The organism is Acidovorax sp. LjRoot38, from assembly GCF_964252975.1.
Classification (GTDB): Bacteria; Pseudomonadota; Gammaproteobacteria; order Burkholderiales; family Burkholderiaceae_C; genus Acidovorax; species Acidovorax facilis.
Window position 1 is genome coordinate 141,985 of record NZ_CAXUPT020000002.1, and the last position, 22,602, is coordinate 164,586.

General features: G+C 65.0%; 22 protein-coding genes. 10 read left to right on the forward strand and 12 right to left on the reverse strand.

Annotated features, from left to right (window positions below):
- Nucleotides 1-64: 64 nt before the first annotated feature.
- On the forward strand, nt 65-316 hold the full coding sequence (locus ACSQ22_RS03180; RefSeq protein ID WP_436129406.1) for a hypothetical protein: 252 nt from the start codon (nt 65-67) through the stop codon (nt 314-316).
- Nucleotides 317-417: 101 nt separating this feature from the next.
- Here the strand turns inward: ACSQ22_RS03180 and ACSQ22_RS03185 are convergent, their stop codons facing one another.
- The 7 genes from ACSQ22_RS03185 to ACSQ22_RS03215 form a co-directional block, all read right to left on the reverse strand.
- The gene (locus ACSQ22_RS03185; RefSeq protein WP_436129407.1) at nt 418-1,794 is read right to left on the reverse strand and encodes an MATE family efflux transporter; all 1,377 of its coding nucleotides are present in this window, start codon (nt 1,792-1,794) and stop codon (nt 418-420) included.
- Nucleotides 1,791-2,312 (reverse strand): L,D-transpeptidase family protein, encoded by a 522-nt coding sequence (locus tag ACSQ22_RS03190; protein WP_436129408.1) that lies wholly within the window; start codon nt 2,310-2,312, stop codon nt 1,791-1,793. The genes ACSQ22_RS03185 and ACSQ22_RS03190 overlap by 4 nt, the downstream gene beginning before the upstream one ends.
- Before the next feature lie 6 nt (nt 2,313-2,318).
- The gene (locus tag ACSQ22_RS03195; RefSeq protein ID WP_436129409.1) at nt 2,319-4,025 is read right to left on the reverse strand and encodes an NAD(P)-binding protein; all 1,707 of its coding nucleotides are present in this window, start codon (nt 4,023-4,025) and stop codon (nt 2,319-2,321) included.
- 171 nt (nt 4,026-4,196) lie between these two features.
- On the reverse strand, nt 4,197-5,759 hold the full coding sequence (locus ACSQ22_RS03200; RefSeq protein ID WP_306555544.1) for a polyamine aminopropyltransferase: 1,563 nt from the start codon (nt 5,757-5,759) through the stop codon (nt 4,197-4,199).
- Nucleotides 5,760-5,809: 50 nt separating this feature from the next.
- Nucleotides 5,810-6,031, reverse strand: a complete 222-nt coding sequence (locus tag ACSQ22_RS03205) for a DUF350 domain-containing protein (RefSeq protein ID WP_055398038.1) — start codon at nt 6,029-6,031, stop codon at nt 5,810-5,812.
- A 98-nt stretch (nt 6,032-6,129) separates the two neighbouring features.
- Complete coding sequence (locus ACSQ22_RS03210) at nt 6,130-7,620, reverse strand: DUF4178 domain-containing protein (protein WP_055398036.1); 1,491 nt, start codon at nt 7,618-7,620, stop codon at nt 6,130-6,132.
- Between the two features lie 104 nt (nt 7,621-7,724).
- The gene (locus ACSQ22_RS03215) at nt 7,725-8,777 is read right to left on the reverse strand and encodes an SPFH domain-containing protein (protein WP_436129410.1); all 1,053 of its coding nucleotides are present in this window, start codon (nt 8,775-8,777) and stop codon (nt 7,725-7,727) included.
- 279 nt (nt 8,778-9,056) lie between these two features.
- Between ACSQ22_RS03215 and ACSQ22_RS03220 the strand changes: the two genes are divergently transcribed.
- Entirely contained in the window at nt 9,057-9,323 is a 267-nt protein-coding gene (locus tag ACSQ22_RS03220; RefSeq protein WP_121508120.1) for a DUF2061 domain-containing protein, read from the forward strand.
- Between the two features lie 217 nt (nt 9,324-9,540).
- Here the strand turns inward: ACSQ22_RS03220 and ACSQ22_RS03225 are convergent, their stop codons facing one another.
- The gene (locus ACSQ22_RS03225; protein WP_055398029.1) at nt 9,541-9,846 is read right to left on the reverse strand and encodes a flagellar basal body protein; all 306 of its coding nucleotides are present in this window, start codon (nt 9,844-9,846) and stop codon (nt 9,541-9,543) included.
- Nucleotides 9,847-9,913: 67 nt separating this feature from the next.
- Nucleotides 9,914-10,864, reverse strand: a complete 951-nt coding sequence (locus ACSQ22_RS03230) for a LysR family transcriptional regulator (RefSeq protein ID WP_055398026.1) — start codon at nt 10,862-10,864, stop codon at nt 9,914-9,916.
- 129 nt (nt 10,865-10,993) lie between these two features.
- On the opposite strand from ACSQ22_RS03230, the gene ACSQ22_RS03235 reads away from it, so the two are divergent.
- The 3 genes from ACSQ22_RS03235 to ACSQ22_RS03245 all read left to right on the forward strand — a co-directional run bounded on the left by ACSQ22_RS03235 (nt 10,994) and on the right by ACSQ22_RS03245 (nt 14,845).
- Nucleotides 10,994-12,355, forward strand: a complete 1,362-nt coding sequence (locus tag ACSQ22_RS03235) for an aspartate aminotransferase family protein (protein WP_055398024.1) — start codon at nt 10,994-10,996, stop codon at nt 12,353-12,355.
- Between the two features lie 139 nt (nt 12,356-12,494).
- Entirely contained in the window at nt 12,495-14,012 is a 1,518-nt protein-coding gene (locus ACSQ22_RS03240) for a CoA-acylating methylmalonate-semialdehyde dehydrogenase (RefSeq protein ID WP_436129411.1), read from the forward strand.
- Between the two features lie 164 nt (nt 14,013-14,176).
- The gene (locus ACSQ22_RS03245) at nt 14,177-14,845 is read left to right on the forward strand and encodes a phage tail protein (RefSeq protein ID WP_436129412.1); all 669 of its coding nucleotides are present in this window, start codon (nt 14,177-14,179) and stop codon (nt 14,843-14,845) included.
- 298 nt (nt 14,846-15,143) lie between these two features.
- On the opposite strand, the gene ACSQ22_RS03250 is transcribed toward ACSQ22_RS03245, so the two are convergent.
- Nucleotides 15,144-15,695, reverse strand: coding sequence for a GNAT family N-acetyltransferase (locus ACSQ22_RS03250; RefSeq protein ID WP_436129413.1), 552 nt, complete (start codon nt 15,693-15,695; stop codon nt 15,144-15,146).
- Between the two features lie 45 nt (nt 15,696-15,740).
- Between ACSQ22_RS03250 and ACSQ22_RS03255 the strand changes: the two genes are divergently transcribed.
- The 5 genes from ACSQ22_RS03255 to ACSQ22_RS03275 all read left to right on the forward strand — a co-directional run bounded on the left by ACSQ22_RS03255 (nt 15,741) and on the right by ACSQ22_RS03275 (nt 20,173).
- Nucleotides 15,741-16,040 carry a DUF6916 family protein gene (locus ACSQ22_RS03255; protein WP_158603284.1) on the forward strand — a complete coding sequence of 100 codons (300 nt, stop codon included), beginning with the start codon at nt 15,741-15,743 and terminating at the stop codon, nt 16,038-16,040.
- Nucleotides 16,041-16,511: 471 nt separating this feature from the next.
- Nucleotides 16,512-18,854 carry an NADP-dependent malic enzyme gene (locus tag ACSQ22_RS03260; RefSeq protein WP_121421673.1) on the forward strand — a complete coding sequence of 781 codons (2,343 nt, stop codon included), beginning with the start codon at nt 16,512-16,514 and terminating at the stop codon, nt 18,852-18,854.
- A gap of 154 nt (nt 18,855-19,008) precedes the next feature.
- A complete protein-coding gene (locus tag ACSQ22_RS03265) occupies nt 19,009-19,416 on the forward strand; it encodes a ribonuclease domain-containing protein (RefSeq protein WP_055398013.1) in 408 nt (135 codons plus the stop codon).
- A gap of 140 nt (nt 19,417-19,556) precedes the next feature.
- Nucleotides 19,557-19,982, forward strand: a complete 426-nt coding sequence (locus ACSQ22_RS03270; protein ID WP_010464776.1) for a barstar family protein — start codon at nt 19,557-19,559, stop codon at nt 19,980-19,982.
- Nucleotides 19,961-20,173: a hypothetical protein gene (locus ACSQ22_RS03275; RefSeq protein WP_147433275.1), complete on the forward strand. Its 213-nt coding sequence runs from the start codon at nt 19,961-19,963 to the stop codon at nt 20,171-20,173. Before ACSQ22_RS03270 ends, ACSQ22_RS03275 begins: the two co-directional genes overlap by 22 nt.
- A 194-nt stretch (nt 20,174-20,367) precedes the next feature.
- Here the strand turns inward: ACSQ22_RS03275 and rsmA are convergent, their stop codons facing one another.
- The gene (rsmA, locus tag ACSQ22_RS03280; RefSeq protein ID WP_436129414.1) at nt 20,368-21,147 is read right to left on the reverse strand and encodes a 16S rRNA (adenine(1518)-N(6)/adenine(1519)-N(6))-dimethyltransferase RsmA; all 780 of its coding nucleotides are present in this window, start codon (nt 21,145-21,147) and stop codon (nt 20,368-20,370) included.
- Nucleotides 21,148-21,177: 30 nt separating this feature from the next.
- A complete protein-coding gene (locus tag ACSQ22_RS03285; RefSeq protein WP_436129415.1) occupies nt 21,178-22,593 on the reverse strand; it encodes a peptidylprolyl isomerase in 1,416 nt (471 codons plus the stop codon).
- Between the last annotated feature and the right edge of the window lie 9 nt (nt 22,594-22,602).

A 22,602-nucleotide genomic window follows, 5' to 3' on the forward strand; every position in this document is an offset into this window, starting at 1 on the left:
GTCACACTCGCCTTGCGCTCCCCCACCATTCCCCACCCACAACGCTGGACAGCCCCTATTCCCTATGGACACCCTTTCTGCATTGCAATCCCTCGGACTGGAACTGCCCAGCCCCGCCTACATCGCAGGCGCCATCGTGTTTGGCCTGATCGGCATGGCGGCTTACTGGCACGGCAAAAGAGCGCAGCAGCCACGCACCCGCTGGTGGGGCGTGGCGCTCATGTTCTACCCCTACGCGGTTTCGCGGACCTGGATGCTGTTTGCGGTGGGCGTGGCGCTGTGTGCGGGTCTGTGGCTGGACATGCGGCGCGGCTGAAACGCAGGCGACGGTTGTGCGCAACACGCTATTATTTTCATAGCTCATTGCGCTTGATGGATAAGCGACAGGTCCATTTTTTGGTGCAAATTGCTGGCGCATCACACCAGCCGCTGCAATGCCTGGCGCCGCCATACCCCGTGGAAATACAGCCCCTGCAGCACCAGGGCGCACAGGTACGTGGCAGGGTAGGCCACCCAGGTGGCCACCAGCCCAAACTGGCGCCCCAGCAGCCAGCCCAGCGGCACGATGAGGCAGGCCAGGCACCCCAGTGAAATGAGCGTGGGTGCCAGCACCGTGCCGCTGGCACGCATCACACTGGAATACACGCTGGCCCATCCAAAAAACACCGCGCCCCACACCGTGATGGGAAGCACGCGTGCGGCGATGTCGATCACGCGGGCGTCGGCCACAAACAGGCCCACCACCCAGGGCGCAGCGCCAAACATCAGCAGGGCCAGGCCGCCGGTGAGGAGCAGGTTCATGCGCATGCCGGTGCGCGTGACGGCCGCCAGCTGCTGCCCGTGGCCCCCACCAATGGCCTGCGCCGCAAACACCGACGACGCAATGGCCACGGCCATCGCCGGGAACAGCACATACGACATCACCTGGCTGGCTGCCCCCCACGCCGCCGTGGCTGCCGAGCCATGCGCGTTGACCAGGCTGAGCAGGCCCAGGTCGGCCAGCGAGCCGGTGATGAAGAACAGGCCCGTGGGCACGCCCAGCCGCACCAGGGTGCGCAGCAAGGCAGCGTCCAGCCGCAGATGCGCGGCCAGCGCCCGCGTGGGGGCCAGCACATGCGCGCGGCGCCGCAGGTGCCAGGCCGTGTAGCCCAGCGAGCACAGCGTGGCCAGCAGCAGCGCGGCCACGCCACCCAGGATGCCCAGCGCAGGCAGCCCGAGGGCAGGCACGCCCCGGATGAACAGCGGCGCGCACACCAGCGTGACCGACAGCGACACCACCAGCGCGCGCAGCGGCGTGACGGTGTCGCCCGTGCCACGCAGCAGCGCCGCCGTGAGCATGGAGGTGAACAGCACGGGGAACAGCACCATCATCCCCCGCGCATAGGCCACCGCCTGGGGCAGCACGTCGGCCGGCGTGCCCAGCAGCAGCATCAGAGGCCGCACGGCCAACAGCCCCAGGGCGGCCAGCACCAGGCCCAGCAGCACCCCGGCGCACAGCGTGGTGCCCGCCACGGCATGCAGCCGCGCGTGGTTGCGCGCGCCAAAGGCCTGGCCCACCAGGATGGACGACCCATTGCCCAGCCCGAAGATGAAGGCGCTGAGCAGCAGGAACAGCGGCATGAACGAGGCCACCGCCGCCAGCGAGCCCGCACCCAGCAGCCGTCCCACGTAGATGTGGTTCACCGTGCCGGTGAGCGCCTGCAGGATGTTGGTGAGCACCAAGGGGCCCAGGAACACGAGAAAGCGCCGGTCGAGCGAAGGCGGCGGGCTGCCGGGGTGGGCCTTGTCCGTCATGGTGCTGCGCCCTCCATGAGCCTGGGGGTCTGGGTGCTGTGGATACACACCCGCGTGCCCACGGCCACCCGGTCAAACAGGTCGATCACATCGGCGTTGGTCATGCGCACGCAGCCGTGCGAGGCGGGTACGCCCATGGGCAGGCCATCGGGGCAGCCGTGCAGGTAGATGAAGCGGCGCAGCGTGTCCACCGCGCCGCCCCGGTTCACGCCGGGCTCACAGCCGGTGAGCCAGAGGATACGGCTCAGGATCCAGTCGCGGCCAGGGTGTGCTGCAGCCAGCTCGGGGGCATACACCTCGCCCGTGGCGCGCCGCCCCACAAAGACCGTGCCAGGCGCACAGCCCGCGCCCACCTTGGCGCGCACGCGGTGCAGACCGCGGGGAGTGCAGCCGCTGCCGTTGTGTTCGCCCACGCCGTTCAGGGCGGTGGATACCGGGTAGGTGCGCAGGATGGCCCCGTCCAGCATCAGGTGGAGCTGCTGCCGCGCCACGTCGATGTGCACTTCGGGGCCCGCCATCGGGGTTCAGCCTGCCGCCACCAGCCCGGCACCGTGCCCGCGCGTGAAGGCCTCTTCAAACACCGAATAGCCCGACCAGTCGCTGTGCGCAAACGCGAGCCGCGCCGTGGTGGGGGTGGGAATCCAGGGCGATTGCTCACCATTTGATAGCTGTTTGCGCTTACCTGATAAACGCTGGAGGCCAATTTGGCTTAAAAACTGCTGCGTACCCGGCACCGGGATGGCCATGGCGTGGCCGTAGCGCGTGATGTCCACGCGTGTGGCGCGCTGGCGCAGGTCGGGGTGGGGCACGGCCAGGGTGGCCAGCGCGGCCTCGGCCCACGGTTGCCAGGGCTGGGTGGCCAGCTGCTGGCGGCCGCCCTGCACATCGCCCAGCGCCTGGTAGTAGGTGAGCACGGTGGGCCCGGCCAGCGCGGCGCCCGTGTCCAGCCGCTGGTGCCCAGCGTTCACGTACCCCAGGCCACCGGCGGTGGGGTCGGCGTAGAGCACGTTGTCCCACGCGGGGGCAGCGCCGGGGCGGTCGGTGAGCGGGCTGTCGATGTGGATGTTGGCCACCAGCCAGGGGGCCGACTGCAGGCGCTGCGCTGCGCCGGTCAAAAAAGCGGGCGGGTTGTGCACCACCCGCGCCGCCACGAACACGGGCAGCGCCACGACGCAGCGCGGCGCCTGCCACCGCTCCACGCTGTCGGTGGCATGGTTGAAGGCGTCCACCTCCACGCCGTGGCGGGTTTCGGTGATGCGCAGCACACTGGTGGCGGTGCGCAGCTGGCCGCCCCCATTCACAGTGTTGGCAAGCGGTTCGGCCAGGCGCTGGGTGATCCAGCCATTGCCTTCGGGCCAGGTGAGCACGCTTTCGCGCGCCTCATCCACCAACTCGCCGGGCGCGTGAAAGCCGTGGCGGCTGGCAAAGTAGTGGATGCCCGCCCAGGCCGACACGCGCGCGACGCCCGCGCCGTAGTCGTCGCGGCAGCAGTAGTTCAGGTACCAGAGCAGGTGCTCGTCATCCAGGCCCTCTTGCGCCAGCCAAACACTGAAAGTCATGGCATCCAGCGCTTGATGGGCGGGCGCTAGAGGATTTTTTGGCCCCAACAGCTTGAGCGCAGGCATGGAAAACCGCGCGGCCTTCGCCTCTCGCTCCACCGCCTGTGCAAAGCGGCGGTATTGCGCCAGCGTGGCTTCGCTAACACCGTGCACGGGCAGCAGGCCTTCTTGCCACTCGCCGTCAAAAAACAGGCGCTCCTGCGGGCTGTGGCACAGGTGGCGTTCGTCGTACTGCCAGCGGCCAGCCACGCGGCGGCGCAGGCCCAGCTCTTCCAGCAGATCCTGCACCTCGCGCGCATCGTCGCCGGGCACGGGCAGGTAGTGCGCGCCCAGCGGGCAGGCAATGCCGCTCACGGCCCCGCCCCGGCTGTTGCCGCCAGCACCGTCTTCCAGCTCCAGCAGCGCAAAGTCCTCCACCCCCGCCAGCCGCAGCGACCGCGCCGCAGCGAGCCCCGCCACGCCACCGCCCGCGATGATGACCTGGGCACGGCGGACTACGCTGGGGGCGGGCAAGGTGCCGGTCTTGAGCAGGTCGCGCAGCTGGTGGCCACGCGCCATGTCGATGCCGGTGAAGCCGCCTTCCAAGACGCGAGGGGCCTTGTCGCAACCCGGCAGGAGCACTGCGGCGGCAGTCGAGGCGGCGGCGGTGGCTAGGAAATGGCGACGTTGCATGGCGTCAGTGTCTCCGGGTGTACGCAACGCCTGCGCCGCTTGCGACCGGCGCGGCCCAGACCAGCGGCCCCCGCGCACGGGCCGCCCCGCCGCGCTGGGGGCGTCCCCCTGCCCGCTGCGCGCAGCGCTGCGAGAGCGGGGGGATGGCGCGAAGCGGCTCAGGGGGGCTTCTCAATGTTTTCCCCATTCGCGTTCGTACGTGTGCACCAGCGCCTGGTTCGACAGCCGGTTCACCTCGGCCGGCACGCGCGCCATGTCGAGCGGAAAGTCGAACAACAGCGGCAGCGTGTCGGCACCCAAGAACCGCAAATCGGCTGGCAGTGCCTCCGGCAGGCGCCAGGGCCTGCGGCTGGCGATGATGAAACCCCATTCGCCAAAGCTGGGCACATGCGCGTGGTAGGGCGCCGTCTGCAGGCCGATGGATTCGATGGTCTGCGCCACCGTCCAGTAGCTTTTGCGCGCGACCAGCGGGGAGGTGGTCTGCACCACCGCGTAGCCGCTGGCGGCCAGGCGCTTGTCCAGCAGCGCGTAAAAGCTGTTGGTGTAGAGCTTGCCGATGGAGAAATTGGTGGGATCGGGAAAGTCCACCACGATGACATCAAACGTGTCCGACCCATCCTGCAGCCAGCCAAATGCATCGGTGTTGACGATCTTCACCTTGGGGTTCTGCAGCGCGTGGCCGTTGAGCTGCGCAAGGCGTGGGTTCTCGCTGAAGATCTTCGTCATGGCCGGGTCCAGCTCCACCAGCGTCACGGATTCCACCGAGGGGTACTTGAGGATCTCGCGCACGGCCATGCCGTCGCCGCCGCCCAGCACCGCGACCTTCTTGGGCGCGCCATGGGCGGCCATGGCGGGATGCACCAGCGCCTCGTGGTAACGGTATTCGTCGGCCTGCGCAAACTGCAGGTTGCCGTTGAGGTACAGCCGGTGCCCCAGGCGGCCCTGTGTGACCACGATGCGCTGGTAGGGCGACGCAGTGCTGAAGACGATGCGGTCCTGGTAGAACTTGTCTTCGGCCACGCTGGTGATCTGCTCGGCCCCCGCCAGCGCGGCCAGCAAGATGCCCAGCACCATCACGCAGGCCGCCAGGTGCGCCTTCAGGCGCCGCAACTCGTGCCGAAACAGCCACACCGCCCACAATGCGACGGCCGCATTCATCACGCCAAACAGCAGCCCCGTGCGGATGAGCCCGAGGTGCGGCACCAAGAGCAGCGGAAACGCCATCGACACCGCCAGCGCGCCCAGGTAGTCAAACGTGAGCACCTGCGAGACCAGGTCCTTGAGCGCCACGTTGCGCTTCAAGATGCGCATCACCAGCGGAATCTCCAGCCCCACCAGCGTGCCCACCATCAACACCATGCCGTACAGCAGAAACCGGAAAGCGCCGGGCGTGTACGCATTGGCCAGGAACAGCGTGGCTGGCAAGGCTCCGCCAATCAGCGCCACCAGCAATTCGATGCGCAAGAAGTGCGCGGGCAGTTGCCGCTCGAAGTACCGCGACAGCCACGAGCCCACGCCCATGGCAAACAGGTAGGTGCCGATGATGGTGGAAAACTGCAGCACCGAATCGCCCAGCACATACGACGCCAGCGCGCCCGCAGCCAGCTCGTACAGCAGGCCGCAGGCGGCCACTACGAACACGCTGATGAGCAGGGCGATTTCGATGGGGCGGGGGCCGGCGGTGGCGCCCGGTGCCTCGGACGGCGAGGCAGGAGAAGTCAGGTCGGATTGCAAGGCAGGTACCGGCGCGCCGCAGGGGCGCGCGCCGTTTCAGGCAAGGTGCGTCAGTGAATGGCCGCCGCCACGATGATGCTGATCCCCAGGCACATCGCCGCCACCACCATGGCCAGGGCCTTGTTTTGTTTCTCGACGATCTCGCGCCACAGGTCGTAGGGCGTGATCTTGTCCACGATGACAAAACACAGCCAGAAAATGACCACGCCAATCAGCGCGTACAGCATGGACCCGAGGAAGGCTGCGGGCCGGAGCCATTCGATTCCCATCATGGTGTGAACTCCTTGAAACGGTGGTGTGTGGGGGGTGGTGGGGTGGTGAAGACGGGGCTCATGGATCTGTCTGCAGGCAGGCGCCTTGGAGCGCCCGCCTACTTGTGGCTTCCGCCGGACGAGTATCCGCCGAACGAGCCGCCCGAGCTGCGGTAGCCGCTGCCCGACGACCCCGAACAATTGCTCAGGATGATCAGCAGGATGATGATGATGATCGCAATCAGGATGATGGTGCCGCAGCCCAGGCCCGACTTGGCGGTGAAGGGGCCAGGGTCGTCGCGCTGCAGTACATCGGCCTTGTCTTCGAGCTTGAAGGCCTTGGCCACGGTGTCGCTGGCCAGCTTGTCACCGGCGGACCAGGTGACTTCGTTCGGCGTCTGCTCCAGCGACAGCAGGCCCTTCGCGCTCGCAAAGTCGCGGTTGCTGGTTTTCTGGCCCCGCGTGACCTGCCAGTAGAACTCGCCCAGCACGTAGGTGGTTTCGGCCTCGTAGGTGTACTTGAGCTCGTACTTGGTGCCCATGTAGGTGGCGGTGCGGCCGTTGGACGAGAGCTGCGGCGCACCGGTGGTGGGGCGCACCATGCTCCAGCCTTCTTCGGAATCGACCAGGAAGGCAAACCCGCGCTTCTGGTTGTAGAGCAGGTATTCGCTCCAGCCAAAGTGCTCGTCGTCGCCCGGCTCCACGCCCATGCGGTGCTGAAAACCCACCACCTGCCAGTGCACACCCTGCAGCTGGCCCTTGCTGCCCAGCGGAATGAGGGGCTGCACGGGCTCGTCCTGCTCGGCCGAGCGCAGTTCGCCGCCCACGCCGCTATCGAGGCTGATGATGCTGGCGCAGGAACCGCAGGTGATGCTTTTGGTGCCCGCCAGCTTCACCTGCACGGGCGCGCCGCAGTGCGGGCAGTTGAACTGGCGGCCTTTTTCGTCCTTGGCGGATTCGTCCTTGAGGCCCTGGAGCTGCAGGTCTTCCAGCAGTACCGACTTGCCGCGCTCCACGTTGGGCGGGGTGTGGCCGTAGTCGATGCTGACCACTTCACCGTCGGCGCTGCGCAGCTCGACCATGCCAAAGGGCTGGCCCAGCGGGGGCAGCTTGGGCAGTTCGCCCTGGGCGGAGATCAGCGATGCCTGGCCGGTGTAGGCCACGCTGTAGGGCTTGCCGTTGATGGCGGTGGTGGTGCCGATGCGAAAGCGCTCGGGCGCAGGCATTTCGCGGCCGGGGTCGATGGGGCGCGTGAAGACATAGGCACCGTTGTCCTCGCCCAGCGTCGCCAACGTGCCATCGTTCAGGAAGGCGGCCCATTCGGTCCAGACCCCTGCATCGCCTTTGTATTGCAGGCGACCCACCAGGGTGAAGGGCACATCCTTGCCGTCGAGCTGGATGCGCCCGCTGGCCATGAGCTGCAGGGGGCTGTGGTCGTCGAACAGCTCGGCCATCTTGCCCAGGCGCGTGAGCACGTCGCCGCTGCGCACAACGGTGCTCTGGCAGTAGCCGCAGACGGCGTGCGTGGACTGCGCGCTGCGGAATTCAACCGGCGCGCCGCAGCCCGGGCAGGGCGCGCGGTAGTAACGCTGTGTGGGGTCGGTGGCCATCGTGGGGCTGCTGCCTGCGCCGCGCTACACGGCTTTGAGGCCTTTTTGGCCTCTAGCGCTTATCCCTCCAGCGCAAGCAGCTATATTTATGATAGCAACCGGGTTCAGACCAGCTTCTTGAGCAGCTCAGCCTTCTTGGCGTCGAACTCTTCCTGCGTGAGGATGCCCTTGGACTTGAGTTCGCCCAGCTTCTCCAGCGTTGCCATGACCTCTTCGGGCTTGACGCCCACCGGGGCCGCAGCGGCCTGCGCTGCCGCAGCAGCAGCGGGTGCCACCGGGGTCTGCAGGCCCTGCTGCAGGTTCTGCGCCAGCACCTGGCCCAGCGCCACACCCGCGCCCAGGCCCATCGCATCGCCCGCAATGCCGCCACCACCGCCACTGGCTTCAGCGAACTTCGGGATCGCCTGCGCGGTCTGGTACTGCATGAACTTGGCCATGTCGTTGCCGACCATGCCCATGCCGATCTTCTGGTCGAGGATCTTTTGCAGCTCTTCGGGCAGCGAGACGTTCTGCACCGTGAGAGATTCGATCAAGATGCCCAGCTTGGCAAAGATGGGCGCCAGTTCCTTGACCATCGCCTCCGCAAACTTCACCTGGTTGGCCGCCAGGTCGAGGAACGGCAGGCCGCTGCCCGCAATGGCGTTGCTGATGTTCTGCAGCACCAGGCCGCGCAGCTGGCCTTCCAGGTCGGCCACGGGATACGACTCGCGCGTGCCCGAGATTTCGGTGTGGAAAGCCTTGGGGTCGGCAATGCGGAAGGCGTAGTTGCCGAACGCGCGCAGGCGCACGGCGCCGAAGTCCTTGTCGCGGATCGTGATGGGCTGGGGCGTGCCCCACTTCTGGTCGATCTGCTGGCGCGTGCTGAAGAAGTACACATCGCTCTTGAAGGGGGACTCGAAGAGCTTGTCCCAGTTCTTCAGGTACGTGAGCACCGGCAGCGTCTGCGTGGTGAGCTTGTAGGTGCCGGGACCAAACACGTCGGCCACCTGGCCTTCGTTCACGAAGATGGCCATCTGCGACTCGCGCACCACCAGCGTGCCGCCGTTCTGGATTTCCATGCCCGCCATGGGGAAGCGCCAGGCCAGCGTGCCGTCCCCCTCTTCGGTCCATTGAATGATGTCAATGAACTGTTTCTTGATGAAGTCCATGAGGGCCATGTGTGCTCCCAAAGCAAAAGGGGGGTTGAAAAGAGCGGCCATCATAGCAACGGGGGCATGGCGCGGAGCGGCTTTTTTTGAGCCCCATCGGTGAACTGGTTCACGCGCTGAACCAGTTTGGTTGGCATGGCGCCGCCCGACCGGGATGCATGGCCGCTTGATAGTGGCTATCTCCAGCTTAGTGATGATCAATTAGCCAACGCTATTGAGAATTACTACCATTTCAACATCCCTGCACACCACCGCAGGCCCTGATGAAGAAGTGAAAAGGAGTCCGCCATGTCCCACATCCGCCGCGCTGCCCGCCAGAACAAAACCATGCTGATGAAAACTGGCAGCTACTACGTGATCCACATCTGCGTGGCCGCCCTGGTGGCCTATGCCGTCACGGGCAACCTATGGGCCTCGCTCACGCTGAGCCTGCTGGAGCCCACGGTGCAGGCGGTCGCGTTCTTCTTCCATGAAAAGGCGTGGGACCGGGCTGCTCGGCGCGGCGCTGACGACGCCAGACAGGCACCCAGCCCAGCCGCCTTGCAGGCCGTTTGAACCAACGTCTGAACCACCCGTACGAAGGAGCCCCCATGTACAGCATTCCCTTGCGCAGCCGCACCGCTACCGGCTTGGCCTTTCAACGCTGGCTCGTTCACCGGCTGGCCGGGCTGGCTGTAGCCAGCTGATGTCGCCCGAGGCCACTCAAGCGCTGGCGCTGAAAACAACAATGCCCCGGCTGGCGGGGCATTGTGGGGAGCGCGGGAGAAACGACTCAGGCCTTTACGTCCAGCAGCGAACCCATCATTTCGTCTTGTGCCTTGATGGTCTGCAGATTGGCCTTGAAGGCGTAGGTGGCCGACATCTGCTCGACCGCCTCCTTCTCCAGCGCCACGCCCTCGGCCTCTTGCTGGCGCTGCACGGTGGCGCGCACGCCAGCGCTGTCGGCGGCCTCTTCCTGCGCCACCACCTGGCGGCGGTAGTTGGGGGTGTTCATGTTGGCCACGTTGTTGGCCGAGGCATCCAGCCGCAACTGCGCGGCCTGCAGGCCGGAACTGCCAATCGAAGAAATGGTTGCCATGGTGTGTCCCGCTCAAAAGCGCCAAAGAGTTGGCATTGTCTGCCTGCGCCGCGCTGCGGGCAAGTCATCAACCATGGGCCTCCAGTAGGCATTGTGCAAACGCCTGCGCCGCCCTCGGCGGTTGCGGCGACTTGCGCAGCACGCTCACAAACTGGCAGCGGTAGTGGAACTGCGCGGGCAGAACGGCCTGCATGAGCCCCTGGCGCTCGAAGCCTTCGGCGTAGTGGTCGGGCAGAAAACCCAGGTAGCGGCCTGAGAGGATCAGCGTGGCAATCGACTCCTGGTCGAACCCGGTGGCCTTGCGCGGCAGGCGGGTGCTGTGGCTCAGCTCCATGTTGGGCGAGTGGTAGCCCAGGCCCGCAAACTGGTAGGCGCGCAGGGATTCCCAGGTGAGCGCAGCATGGTCGGTGCCGTACAGCGGGTGGCGCGCGCCGCAGTACAGCAGCATGGTTTCGGCGAACAGGTCGGCATAGACCAGGCTTTGCGACGTGCGGTGCGCCGGGATGATGCCAACGTGGAAGCTGCCGTCGATCAGCCCGCGCTCGATGGCCGGGATGGACGCCACGTGCATCTGTAGGCTGACTTCGGGCGCTTGGCTGGCAAAGAGCGCAATCGCATCGCCGATGTGCGCGGCCGGGTTGCTGGCGGTCTTGTCGAACACCGCCACCTCCAGCCGCCCGCCCATGCGGCGGTGGATGTCGTCGATGCTGCTGCGAAAGGCGTCCACGGCCGACAGCAGGCGCAGGGTCTCGTCGTACACGCGCTGCCCCTCGGCCGTGAGGGCAAAACCGGCCCGGCCCCGGCGGCACAAGGTGAGGCCCAGGCGGGTTTCCAGGTCTTTCATGTGGCGGCTGACGGTGCTGGTGCCGATGTTCAGCTCCAGTTCGGCGGCCGACATGCCGCCGCACTCGACCACGCTCTTGAAGACCTGCAAGAGGCGCAGGTCCATGTCGCTGAGCTGGCCCAGTACGGCGCGGTGTTTGGGGGAAGGGTGGGGTGGAGGTGTTTTTACTTGCATAAACCGTCAAGTAAACATTGATATTGGAGTATTGGAGAGATTAACAGGCAGCGCAACAATGCCCTACGTCAAGCCCCAGACCGCTGGGGTTGCCCGCCTTTTGTCGCCGCCTTTGCACTGGAGAACCCCATGAGCTTCGTCAACATCGAAAAACCCGCCGCTGGTGCCGAAGGCCCCCGCATGGACGCCGAATGGCTGGACGCGCACTGGATGCCCTACACGGCCAACCGTCAGTTCAAGGCCAACCCGCGCATGATCGTGGAGGGCAGCGGCGCCTACTACACCGACGCGGACGGTCGCAAGATTTTTGATGGCCTCTCGGGCCTGTGGTGTGCGGGCCTGGGCCATGGTCGCCGCGAGATCGCCGAGGCCATTGGCAAGCAGGCGATGAAGCTGGACTACGCGCCCGCCTTCCAGTTCGGCCACCCCCTGTCGTTCGAGCTGGCCAACCGGGTCAAGGAACTGACGCCTGCGGGCCTGGACTATGTGTTCTTCACCGGCTCGGGCTCCGAGTCGGCCGACACCTCGCTGAAGATGGCGCGCGCTTACTGGCGCAACAAGGGCCAGGCGAGCAAAACCCGCCTGATCGGCCGCGAAAAGGGCTACCACGGCGTGAACTTCGGTGGCATCTCGGTGGGCGGCATTGTTGCCAACCGCAAGATGTTCGGCCAGGGCATCGAAGCCGACCACCTGCCCCACACCCAGCCGCCCGCTGGCTCGTTCCACAAAGGCATGCCGCCTACCGGCAAAGAGCTGGCCGACCGCCTGCTGGACGTGATTGCGCTGCACGACGCATCGAACATTGCCGCCGTGATCGTGGAACCTTTCTCGGGCTCGGCCGGCGTGGTGATCCCGCCCGTGGGCTACCTGCAGCGCCTGCGCGAGATCTGCACGCAGAACAACATCCTGCTGATTTTTGATGAAGTGATCAGCGGCTTTGGCCGCAGCGGCGCCTGGACCGGGGCCGAAGCCTTCGGCGTGACGCCCGACATCCTGAACTTTGCCAAGCAGGTGACCAATGGCGCGCAACCGCTGGGCGGCGTGGTGGCCACCAAGGAAATCTACGACACCTTCATGGCGGCGGGCGGCCCGGAGTACATGCTGGAGTTCGCGCACGGCTACACGTACTCGGCCCACCCTGTGGCCTGCGCGGCGGGCATTGCGGCGCTCGACATCCTGCAGAAGGAAGACATGATCGGACGCGTGAACGCGCTGGCGCCGTACTTCGAGCAAGCCGTGCACAGCTTGAAGGGCGCCAAGCATGTGGCTGACATCCGCAACTTTGGGCTGGCTGCTGGCTTCACCATTGCCGCGCTGCCGGGCGAGCCGGCCCGCCGCCCCTATGAAATTGCGATGAACTGCTGGAAGAAGGGCTTTTATGTGCGCTACGGTGGCGACACCATCCAGCTGGCGCCGCCCTTCATCAGCGAGAAGGCCGAAATCGACCGCCTGATCAACGCACTGGGCGATGCCCTGGCTGAAACGGCGTGATGACACACCCCCGGCCCTTGCACGGCGGCCGCTGGCCTGGCGCGCGCCGTTTCATCCGCCAGCGGGAATACTCCTGATTCAATAGCTGCTAGCGCTTTCTAGATAAGCGCTAGCAGCACTTTTTACCCATATTTTTGCCATGAACCACGACAAGAACGTCACCACCACCGTCGGCCACCTGATCGACGGCAAGATCGTTGCGGACACGGCGCGCACGCAGCCGGTGTTCAACCCCGCCACGGGCCAGTCGACCACCAGCGTGGCGCTGGCCAGCAAGGCTACTGTGGAGGCCGCCATTGCTTCGGCCGAAGCCGCCTTCCCGGCCTGGCGCAACACGCCGCCCCTGAAACGCGCCCGTGTGATGAGCAAGCTGAAAGTCCTGCTCGAAGAAAACGCCGACAAGATCGCCGCCCTGATCACCGCCGAACACGGCAAGGTGCTGGCCGATGCACATGGCGAGCTGCAGCGCGGCATCGAAAATGTGGAATACGCCAGCTACGCGCCCGAGCTGCTCAAGGGCGAGCACAGCCGCAACGTGGGCCCCAGCATCGACTCGTGGAGTGAGTTCCAGGCGCTGGGCGTCACCGCAGGCATCACACCCTTCAACTTCCCGGCCATGGTGCCGCTGTGGATGTGGCCCATGGCCGTGGCGTGTGGCAACACCTTTGTGCTCAAGCCCTCCGAGCGCGATCCATCCTCCACGCTGTTCATCGCCCAGCTGGCGCTGGAAGCGGGCCTGCCGCCCGGCGTGCTGAACGTGGTCAACGGCGACAAGCTGGCCGTCGATACGCTGCTGCAGGACCCGCGCGTGAAGGCCGTGAGCTTTGTCGGCTCCACGCCGATTGCCGAATACATCTACAGCGAAGGCGGCAAACACGGCAAGCGCGTGCAGGCCCTGGGCGGCGCCAAGAACCACGCGGTGCTCATGCCCGACGCGGACGTGGACAACGCCGTGAGTGCCTTGATGGGCGCGGCCTACGGATCGTGCGGCGAGCGCTGCATGGCCATCCCGCTGCTGGTGGCCGTGGGCGACGCCGTGGGTGACGCCGTGATCGCGGGCCTGAAGACCGAGATCGCCAAGATGAAGGTCGGCCCCGGCACCGACAACAGCAACGACATGGGCCCGCTGGTGACCAAGCCGCACTTCGAGAAGGTGAAGGGCTATGTCGACCAGGGTGTGGCAGAGGGTGCCACGCTGGTGGTCGATGGCCGCGGCGTGAAGGTTGCGGGCCATGAGGAAGGCTACTTCCTGGGCGCGTGCCTGTTCGACAACGTCAAGCCCGGCATGAAGATCTACCAGGAAGAGATCTTCGGCCCCGTGCTCGGTGTGGTGCGCGTGAATACGCTGCAGGAAGCCATGCAGCTCATCAACGACCACGAATACGGCAACGGCACCTGCATCTTCACGCGCGACGGCGAGGCCGCCCGCTACTTCACCGACCACATCCAGGTGGGCATGGTGGGCGTGAACGTGCCCCTGCCCGTGCCGGTGGCTTACCACTCGTTCGGCGGCTGGAAGCGTTCGTTGTTTGGCGACCTGCACGCCTACGGCCCCGACGCCGTGCGCTTCTACACCAAGCGCAAGACCATCACCCAGCGCTGGCCCAGCGCCGGTGTGCGCGAGGGCGCGGTGTTCAGCTTTCCGAGCAGCCGATAGAGCGCCGCGCACGCTCAGGGCCTGTTCAAAGTCCCTCCGATGGGGTGACGGGCCGGGGAGTGCGTTCGCGTGTGTGAAATGCCTCTTGCAGCATTTTCGTTGACCGCTCCCGTGTTGCCGTCATAGTATTCCTGAGCCTATCACTCACTAATGGAGGAGAACTCATGGACGCATTTATGGGGATGATCATGCCGGTCGGTTTCAACTACGCGCCGCGCGGCTGGGCGTTCTGCAACGGACAGACGGTTCCTATTCAGCAAAACTCAGCCATGTTCGCCTTGCTGGGAACCACGTACGGGGGGGATGGCGTGAACACCTTCGGCCTGCCGGATTTGCGAGGCAGGGTCCCCGTCGGATCACAAGCCCCTGGACCAGGATTGACCCCCATTGCACAAGGCGAGAAGGCGGGTACCAACAACAACACTGTGATTGGCACGGGCTCGGTGACGGTGACACTCAATGCCTCGAATCTGCCACCGCACACGCACCCGGCCACCTTCGACCCCGCAGGGCTCACGGGCACAACGCATTTGCAGGCGTCCACGGGCACCACGGGCACCAGCACGACTCCCGCCAATGGCTCTTTCCTCAGCGCATCGCCGAGTGGCCCGAGCAGCGCGTCCATCTACTCACCGACCGCAACGGGTCCTGTCAACCTGGGCGGCGTCAGCACCGCCATTGGTGGTACAGGTGCGGTGACGGTGGGCGCCAATACCGGCGGCCAGCCGTTGGCCGCCCCCGTGACGACCACAGCCATGGTGTCCAACATGCAGCCGTATCTGGGCCTCAACTACATCATTTGCATGGAAGGCATCTTCCCATCGCGCAACTGAGATCGTTGGACGGTCTCGCGCAAGCAGCGCTGCGTGCGGCGTGGGCAGCTATGCGGCTGTCGCATAACTACGCTGGGGCACCTGGTCTGGGGCATGGATTGTCTGCAGCCAGGTGGCCAGCAAGCGCCGCAGCTTGTTCTGCGGCCCCCGGCACCGTGATCTACTTGCAGTGTGTCCCCGTTGTGGATGCAGGAACCGCCCCACGGATGGCGTTGCCTGCAAGCGCTACGCGGTCAGGCACACTTCATTTCCCCCGTCGAAGATGGCTTCAACAACGGGGCGATTGCGCTGGCAGGTCTCACTGCGAAGTGCTTCTCCAGATCATCTGTACGAACAGATCGTCTTCGGTCACGGAAGTGAATCCGCATTTTTGATACAGACACTGCGCTGGACCGTTGTATCGCCCTACCGCCAGACACAGTGGCAGGCCCTGCGCTGCTGCATGGCGCTGCAGCGCAGCCAACGCAGCCATTGCAGCGCCGCTGCGGCGAGCTGGCGGCGCAATGGCGATATCCACCAGACGCAATTGTTCGGGTGAGGCGTCTACCACCATGCGCCCTATTGGCTGGCCGGAACGCAGCAGTACCAACTGGCGGGCCAAGGGGAACTGGTGGCGGTAGCCGGTCTCCTGTGCATTGAACTGCATGGCTATCAACTGCTGGAGCATCGCGAGGTCGGGGATGGCCTGCTGGAGGTCATCGCGGGTAGATAGATAGAGTTCCAGCAGAAAAGGCTGATCGTCGTCGGCCCTCTCACGCAGGGCGAATGGTTCAGATAGCAAATACACAGTGGATTCTCGGCTGTAGGATGTTGAGTGGGTCGTGGATACCAGCCCATTCTGGCAACTCAATGGCCTGTATCCAACCCTTTTGTGATCCCTCAACACACGCCATCGATGAGCACCACTTTTGAATCCGTCAACACCCTGGTGGGCAGTCCCTTCGTCGCACTGACAGAGCATGGCCCTGTGGAGCTGGTTTTGGTAGAAGCTACCGAACGGGCGCGCGGCCATTTGCCAGAGCAATTTCGGACACCGTTCACACTGCTATTTCATGGACCAGATGTTCCAAGGCTTTCTCAGGCAACGTACACCCTGAGCCACCCGCAATTGGGAAGTGTGCAGTGGATGCTGGTGCCGAGCATGCCGGATACGCGCTCGCCGAACATCGCCCGCTATGAGGCGCTGTTTGGCTAACAGCTTGCCCCCATGGGAAGCACCGCTAACGATAGCGCCCGCTTCGATCTGTTGCCCGCTGGAGCTGGAAACGAACTGGAAACCGTCGATGACAGAAGGACCGCTGCAGTCCATTTCAGCGGTCTTTTTTCCGTATCTCGGCCATGGACTGCGCTGACTGCAAAACAGCCCTGGCTAGGAACGATTGTGGTGAAGCCCACGGTTTAGCAGCTTGAAGCCCAGGCTGGACGGGCTCGAAGCGGAGGTCCAGACCACTTCGGCAGCGGTTGCATAAGGGTTGCACCTCGCGCTGGAGCGATCCGCCGCATTCCAACCCAGACGGCAAAGCTGAATTTCCCATGTAAGCAGATTCGCTTACTAGGGTTTTTACCGAACGCGGCCTACAATCGCCCACCCTTACGAAAGCTGACAACCTGCGCCGGACCTGCTTGAACCGGCGTGGCATTGACACCCCAAGCTGGAGACAATTGAATGCCCGAAAACACCACGGCCCAGAACAACAACGATTCCGACAAGCGCGCCCAGTTGCGCCGTGCCGCTCTCGAGTACCACGAGTTTCCCAAGCCCGGTAAGATCGCCATTGCCGCCACCAAGCAGATGGTCAACCAGCATGACCTGGCGCTGGCCTACTCGCCCGGTGTGGCCGCACCTTGCGAAGAAATCGTCAAGGACCCGGCCAATGCCTTCCGCTACACCTCGCGCGGCAACCTGGTGGCTGTCATCACCAACGGCACCGCCGTGCTGGGCCTGGGCGACATCGGTGCGCTGGCCTCCAAGCCGGTGATGGAAGGCAAGGGCGTTCTGTTCAAGAAATTCGCCGGCGTGGATGTGTTCGACATCGAGATCGACGAAAAAGACCCCCAGAAGCTGGTGGAAGTGATCGCCGCGCTGGAGCCGACCTTCGGCGCCATCAACCTCGAAGACATCAAGGCCCCCGACTGCTTCTACGTGGAGCGCGAGCTGCGCAAGCGCATGAAGATCCCGGTCTTCCACGACGACCAGCACGGCACGGCCATCACGGTGGCGGCCGCCATCGTGAATGCGCTGAAGGTGGCGGGCAAGAAGATCGAGGAGGTGAAGCTGGTCACCAGCGGCGCGGGTGCAGCGGCGCTGGCCTGCCTGAACCTGCTGCTCAAGGTGGGCGTGCAGCGCAAGAACGTGTTCGTCACCGACCTGGCAGGCGTGGTCTATGAAGGCCGTGAAGAGCTGATGGACGACGACAAGCGCCAGTTCATGCAAAAGACCGACGCGCGCAAGCTGGCCGAGGTGATGGTGGGCGCGGACGTGTTCCTGGGCCTGTCGGCGGGCAATGTGCTCAAGCCCGAGATGGTGGCCACCATGGCCGAGCGCCCGGTGATCTTCGCGCTGGCCAACCCCAACCCCGAAATCACGCCCGAGCTGGCGCACAGCGTGCGCAGCGACATCATCATGGCCACGGGGCGTTCGGACTACCCGAACCAGGTCAACAACGTCCTGTGCTTCCCGTACATCTTCCGTGGCGCGCTGGACTGCGGCGCCACCACCATCACCGATGAGATGGAGATTGCCGCCGTCCACGCGATTGCCGAGCTGGCCCAGGCCGAGCAGAGCGAAGTGGTGGCCGCCGCCTATGTGGGCGAGAAGCTGTCGTTCGGCCCCGAATACCTGATTCCCAAGCCGTTCGACCCGCGCCTGATGATGAAAATTGCGCCGGCCGTGGCCCAGGCCGCCATGGACAGCGGCGTAGCCCAGCGCCCCATCGCCGACATGGACGCATACCGCGACCGGCTGCAGACCTTTGTCTATGCCTCCGGCACGACGATGAAACCCATCTTCGACGCAGCACGCACCGCCGCCAAAAAGCGCGTGGCCTACGCCGAGGGTGAGGAAGAACGCGTGCTGCGCGCCGCGCAGATCGTGGTGGACGAGAAGGTGGCCCGCCCCACGCTGATCGGCCGCCCCGCCATCATTGCCCAGCGCATCGAAAAGTTTGGCCTGCGCCTGAAAGAAGGCGTGGACTACGACGTGGTCAACACCGACTTCGACCACCGCTACCGCGACTTCTGGCAGACCTACCACCGCATGACCGAGCGCAAGGGCATCACCCAGCAGGTCGCCAAGATCGAAATGCGCCGGCGCCTCACGCTCATCGGCGCCATGATGCTGCACAAGGGCGAGGTGGACGGCCTGATCTGCGGCACCTGGGGCACCACGGCCAACCACCTGCTCTATATCGACCAGGTGATCGGCAAACACGCGGGCGGCGCCGACAGCACGGCGCAGGATGTGCCGGTATACGCCTGCATGAACGGACTCATGCTGCCCGGGCGCCAGGTGTTCCTGGTGGACACCCACGTCAACTACGACCCGACCCCCCAGGAGCTGGCCGAGATCACCGCCCTGGCTGCCGAGGAAATGATGCGCTTTGGCGTCAAGCCCAAGGCCGCGCTGCTGTCTCACTCCAACTTCGGCACCAGCAACCACCCCAGCGCCGTCAAAATGCGCCAGACGCTCGAACTGCTGCGCCAGCAAGCCCCCTGGCTGGAAGTGGACGGTGAAATGCATGGCGACGTGGCGCTGGACGGCAAGGCCCGTGCGGCCCTCATGCCCAGCAGCGAACTGACGGGTGACGCCAACCTGCTGGTGTTCCCCAACATCGACGCAGCCAACATCGCCTACAACCTGCTCAAGACCGCCGCAGGCGGCGGCATCGCCATCGGCCCCGTGCTGCTGGGCGCGGCCAAGCCGGTCCACATCCTGACGCCCAGCGCCACCGTGCGCCGCATTGTGAACATGACAGCACTTACCGTGGCCGATGCCAACGTGTCAAGATAAGCCAAAAATTGATAGCAAGCGCTAACTTAAAGAGCTTGTTTTTCCCTTCAGCGTCTGCCCAATCTTTGTGCAGACGCTTGCTTTTTGGGGGCCGTTGAGCGACACTAGCGGCTCGAAATTTCGGGTTAACCCGTAGTTTCTGAAAGGTTCGTTGATGCTGAAGGCTGTAGCCACCCGGGCGCGCAAAGCAGGGTTTTTGTGTGTTTTGGGTGTTGCGTTCGTGTTGTCCCCGGTAGCGGGGCATGCCCGGAACTCCCCGTCCACCGACGGCTCCATCCCCCCTATCGCATTGGCCGAGTTGCCGCCCCAAGGGCGGGCGACGTATGCGCTGATCCGTGAAGGAGGGCCCTTTCCGTATGACAAGGACGGAACAGTTTTTGGCAATCGCGAGCGGCTGTTGCCCGCCCACAAGCGGGGCTACTACCGTGAGTACACCGTCAGAACACCAGGATCGCGCAACCGGGGAGCCCGGCGCATTGTGTGTGGCGGCAAGCCCCGGGTTCCGGACGCCTGCTACTACACCAGCGATCACTACGCCAGTTTTCGCGAGATCGTCGAGTGACCCCCGTTGCGCTGCACGCAGGCCAGAGATACGCTGGCAGCGGTAAGCGCGCCCCCTTGAATCCCCCACCCGCAGGCTGCATCCCGCAGCCCTGCGAAATGCCAGAAGTTTGTGGACTTTAAAAAGAAAGAGTAGCGGAGATGCAGACGCCACTTCGTAAAGACCTGGAAACGCCACTGCGTGGCGTGCGCACCAACATCGTGCAGTCCATTCGCGCTTTCCGCGTGCAGGACCTGCAGGATGCGGCCACCTCCATGGGTCACCATTTCTTGTACGCCAACCTGGCCCATGCGCAGTCCAAGCAGGATGTGCTGGACCTGATTGCCGGGCAATTCACCTTCCCGTCGCACTTCGGCAAGAACTTTGATGCGTTGTACGACTGCATGACGGATCCCTTGCATAAATCGGGCCCGCAGCCTGGTTTCATAGTGGTGCTGGAGCAGATCCCCGCCACGGGCAAGTTCGACAAGGAAGCGCGTGAACAACTGCTCGATATCTTCCGCGACGCCGCCGACTACTGGGGCGACCGCAAGATACCGTTCCGGTGTTTCTATTCTTTTCTGTAGCCCGTTCTGCATCCACCAGCCAAGCAGAACGGGCGAACGAGGCTACCGGCACCCAACAAGGTGTCGAGGGCATTGAAATCGGCACGGATTCCGCCGAAAAAATGCCGACCGACAAGCTTGTCGATGTCTCCCCGATGGCGCTGCGCATGAGCAGCCCTTTCAACGCGGGTTACTGGCTGAGCGCGGCGTAACAGAGACATCCCCCTGAGGCGCTTTGCGCCTTCCCCCTTCTCTCGAATTGCTGCGCAATTCGGGAAGGTGGACGATGCCCTCGCTGCGGGGCGGCCCTTGCTTGGCATCTCTCGCCTGGGGCGCGCCAGTTGTTGACGCTTTGCAGCCAAATCAGGCACTAGCGCTTATGCATCAAGCGCTAGCAGCTATTGATTTATGAGCATTCCTGCGCCAGAGCGACAAACTCGCTCACCGGCACTTCCTCGGCGCGGCGCTGGGTGTCGAAGGTGCCGGCGAACTGGCGCGCTTCGAGCCAGCGGCCCAGGGTGTGGCGCAGCAGCTTGCGGCGCTGGCTGAAGGCGACCTGCACCAGTTCTTCCAGCAGGGGCACCGACAAAGGCGCAGGCTCTGCGTGCGGCACCATGCGGACCACGGCGCTGTCCACGCGTGGGGGTGGGTCAAAGCTCTCAGGCGGCACGAACAGCACGTTTTCCATGGCGTAGCGCCACTGCAGCATGACTGACAGGCGCCCATAGTCGCTGGTGGCGGGCTTGGCCACCATGCGGTCGATCACTTCCTTTTGCAGCATGAAGTGCTGGTCTTCAATCACCTGCACATGGTCCAGCAGGTGAAACAGGATGGGCGTAGAGATGTTGTAGGGCAGGTTGCCCACCACGCGCAGCTTGAGGCTGGGCAACGCGGCTTTCTCGCGCATGGCCAGTGCCAGCGCGGTGAAGTCCACCTTGAGCACGTCGGACTCGATCACTTCCAGCTGGCCGTGCAGCCGCAGGCGCAAGGCCAGATCGCGGTCCAGCTCGATGACCGTGAGGCGCCCCAAGCGCTCGACCAGGGGCTGGGTCAGCGCCGCGAGGCCCGGACCGATCTCAACCATGGGCTGGCCTGGCTGGGGCGCAATGGCCTGCACGATATCTTCGATGATGCCCTTGTCGGACAGAAAATGCTGTCCGAAGCGCTTGCGGGGGATGTGTTTCAACGCGTGCTTACCTGTCTGATCATCGGTCGGTCATTGCGGTGGGTCGCGGTATTCGACATACGCGCGTCCGCGCAGCTCCTGCGCCCAGGTGGCGTAGGCCTCGTCCAGTTTCTTCTCGCGCACGGTGTCGCGCGCCATGTCGCGCTGCTCGCGCTGGGTGAGCTTGGCCTCGCGGCGCTCCAGCAGCTGGATCAGGTGCACGCCGAAACGCGAAACCACGGGTTCGCTGATGTCGCCGGGCTTGAGGGCGTTCAGGGCCTGCTCGAACTCAGGCACATAGCGGCCGGGGGTGGCCCAGCCCAGGTCGCCACCTTCCTTGGAGCTACCGTCCTGCGAGTGCTCACGGGCCAGCGCCGCAAAATCGGCCTGCCCCATCTGCACACGGCGGCGGTAGTCGGCCAGGCGAGCGGCGGCGGCGCTTTCGGAAAGTTGCGGCCCCGTGCGCAGCAGGATGTGGCGGGCATGGTTTTGCACCACCGTGGTGGGCACACCAGCCGTGACACGCTCGATCACCTTGAGCACGTGGAAGCCCGCTGGCGAGCGCACGGGCCCGACGATGCTGCCCACGGGCAGGCCCAGCGTAGAGTTCACAAACAGCTCGGGATACCGGTCGGCCGGGCGCAGGCCCAGTTGGCCGCCCGCGCGCTGTCCCTCGGGCGCATCCGAAAACTCGCGGGCCACGGCCGCAAAGTCTTCCCCCGCGCGCACCTTGTCGGCCGCGCGCTGGGCGCGTGCCTGGCGCTCCGCCACCTGCACGGGGCTCGCGTTCTCGGGCACCAGCACCAGCACATGGCCCAGGTTGATCTCCATCGAAGCGACGTCGTTGCCCTTTTGCTGCTCGCGCAGGTACTGGTCGATGTCCAGGTCGGTGACTTTCACGCGCGCCTCCACCTCGCGCTCGCGCAGGCGCTGCAGCAGCAACTGGTTGCGCAATTCCTCGCGGAAGCGCTCCTTGCCCATGCCGTCCCGCGCCAGGCGGCGGTAGAGGTCATCGACCGACATGTTGTTCTGGCGGGCCACGCCCTGTTCGGCCTGCGACACGGCGTAGTCATCCACCTTGAGGCCCGATTCCTTGGCTTGCTGCAGCTGTGCGCGCTCCAGGATGATGCGCTCCAGCACCTCGCGCGCCAGCAGCTCCCGGGGCGGCATGGCACCCCCTTGCTGGGCCAGCTGGGCTTCGGCGCGGGCCAGGCGCGCGCGGACCTCGTTGTTGGTCACGGGCTCGGAATTGACCACGGCGACAATGAAATCCGCCTGCCGGGGTGCCGAGCTGCTGCTGCCACTCGCCGTTTCTGCAGGCAGCGTGATCGATGGTGCGGCCGCCGGGCGCGCCGTCAGCCCTTTGCCCGACGGTGCGCCGGAAGGGCGCAGTCCTTGGGCCAGGGCGCCCTGGGAGAGCAGGGAAGCCAGGGTGGCAATGGCCAGTGCAATGACACGGTGATTCATGGCGTTAAG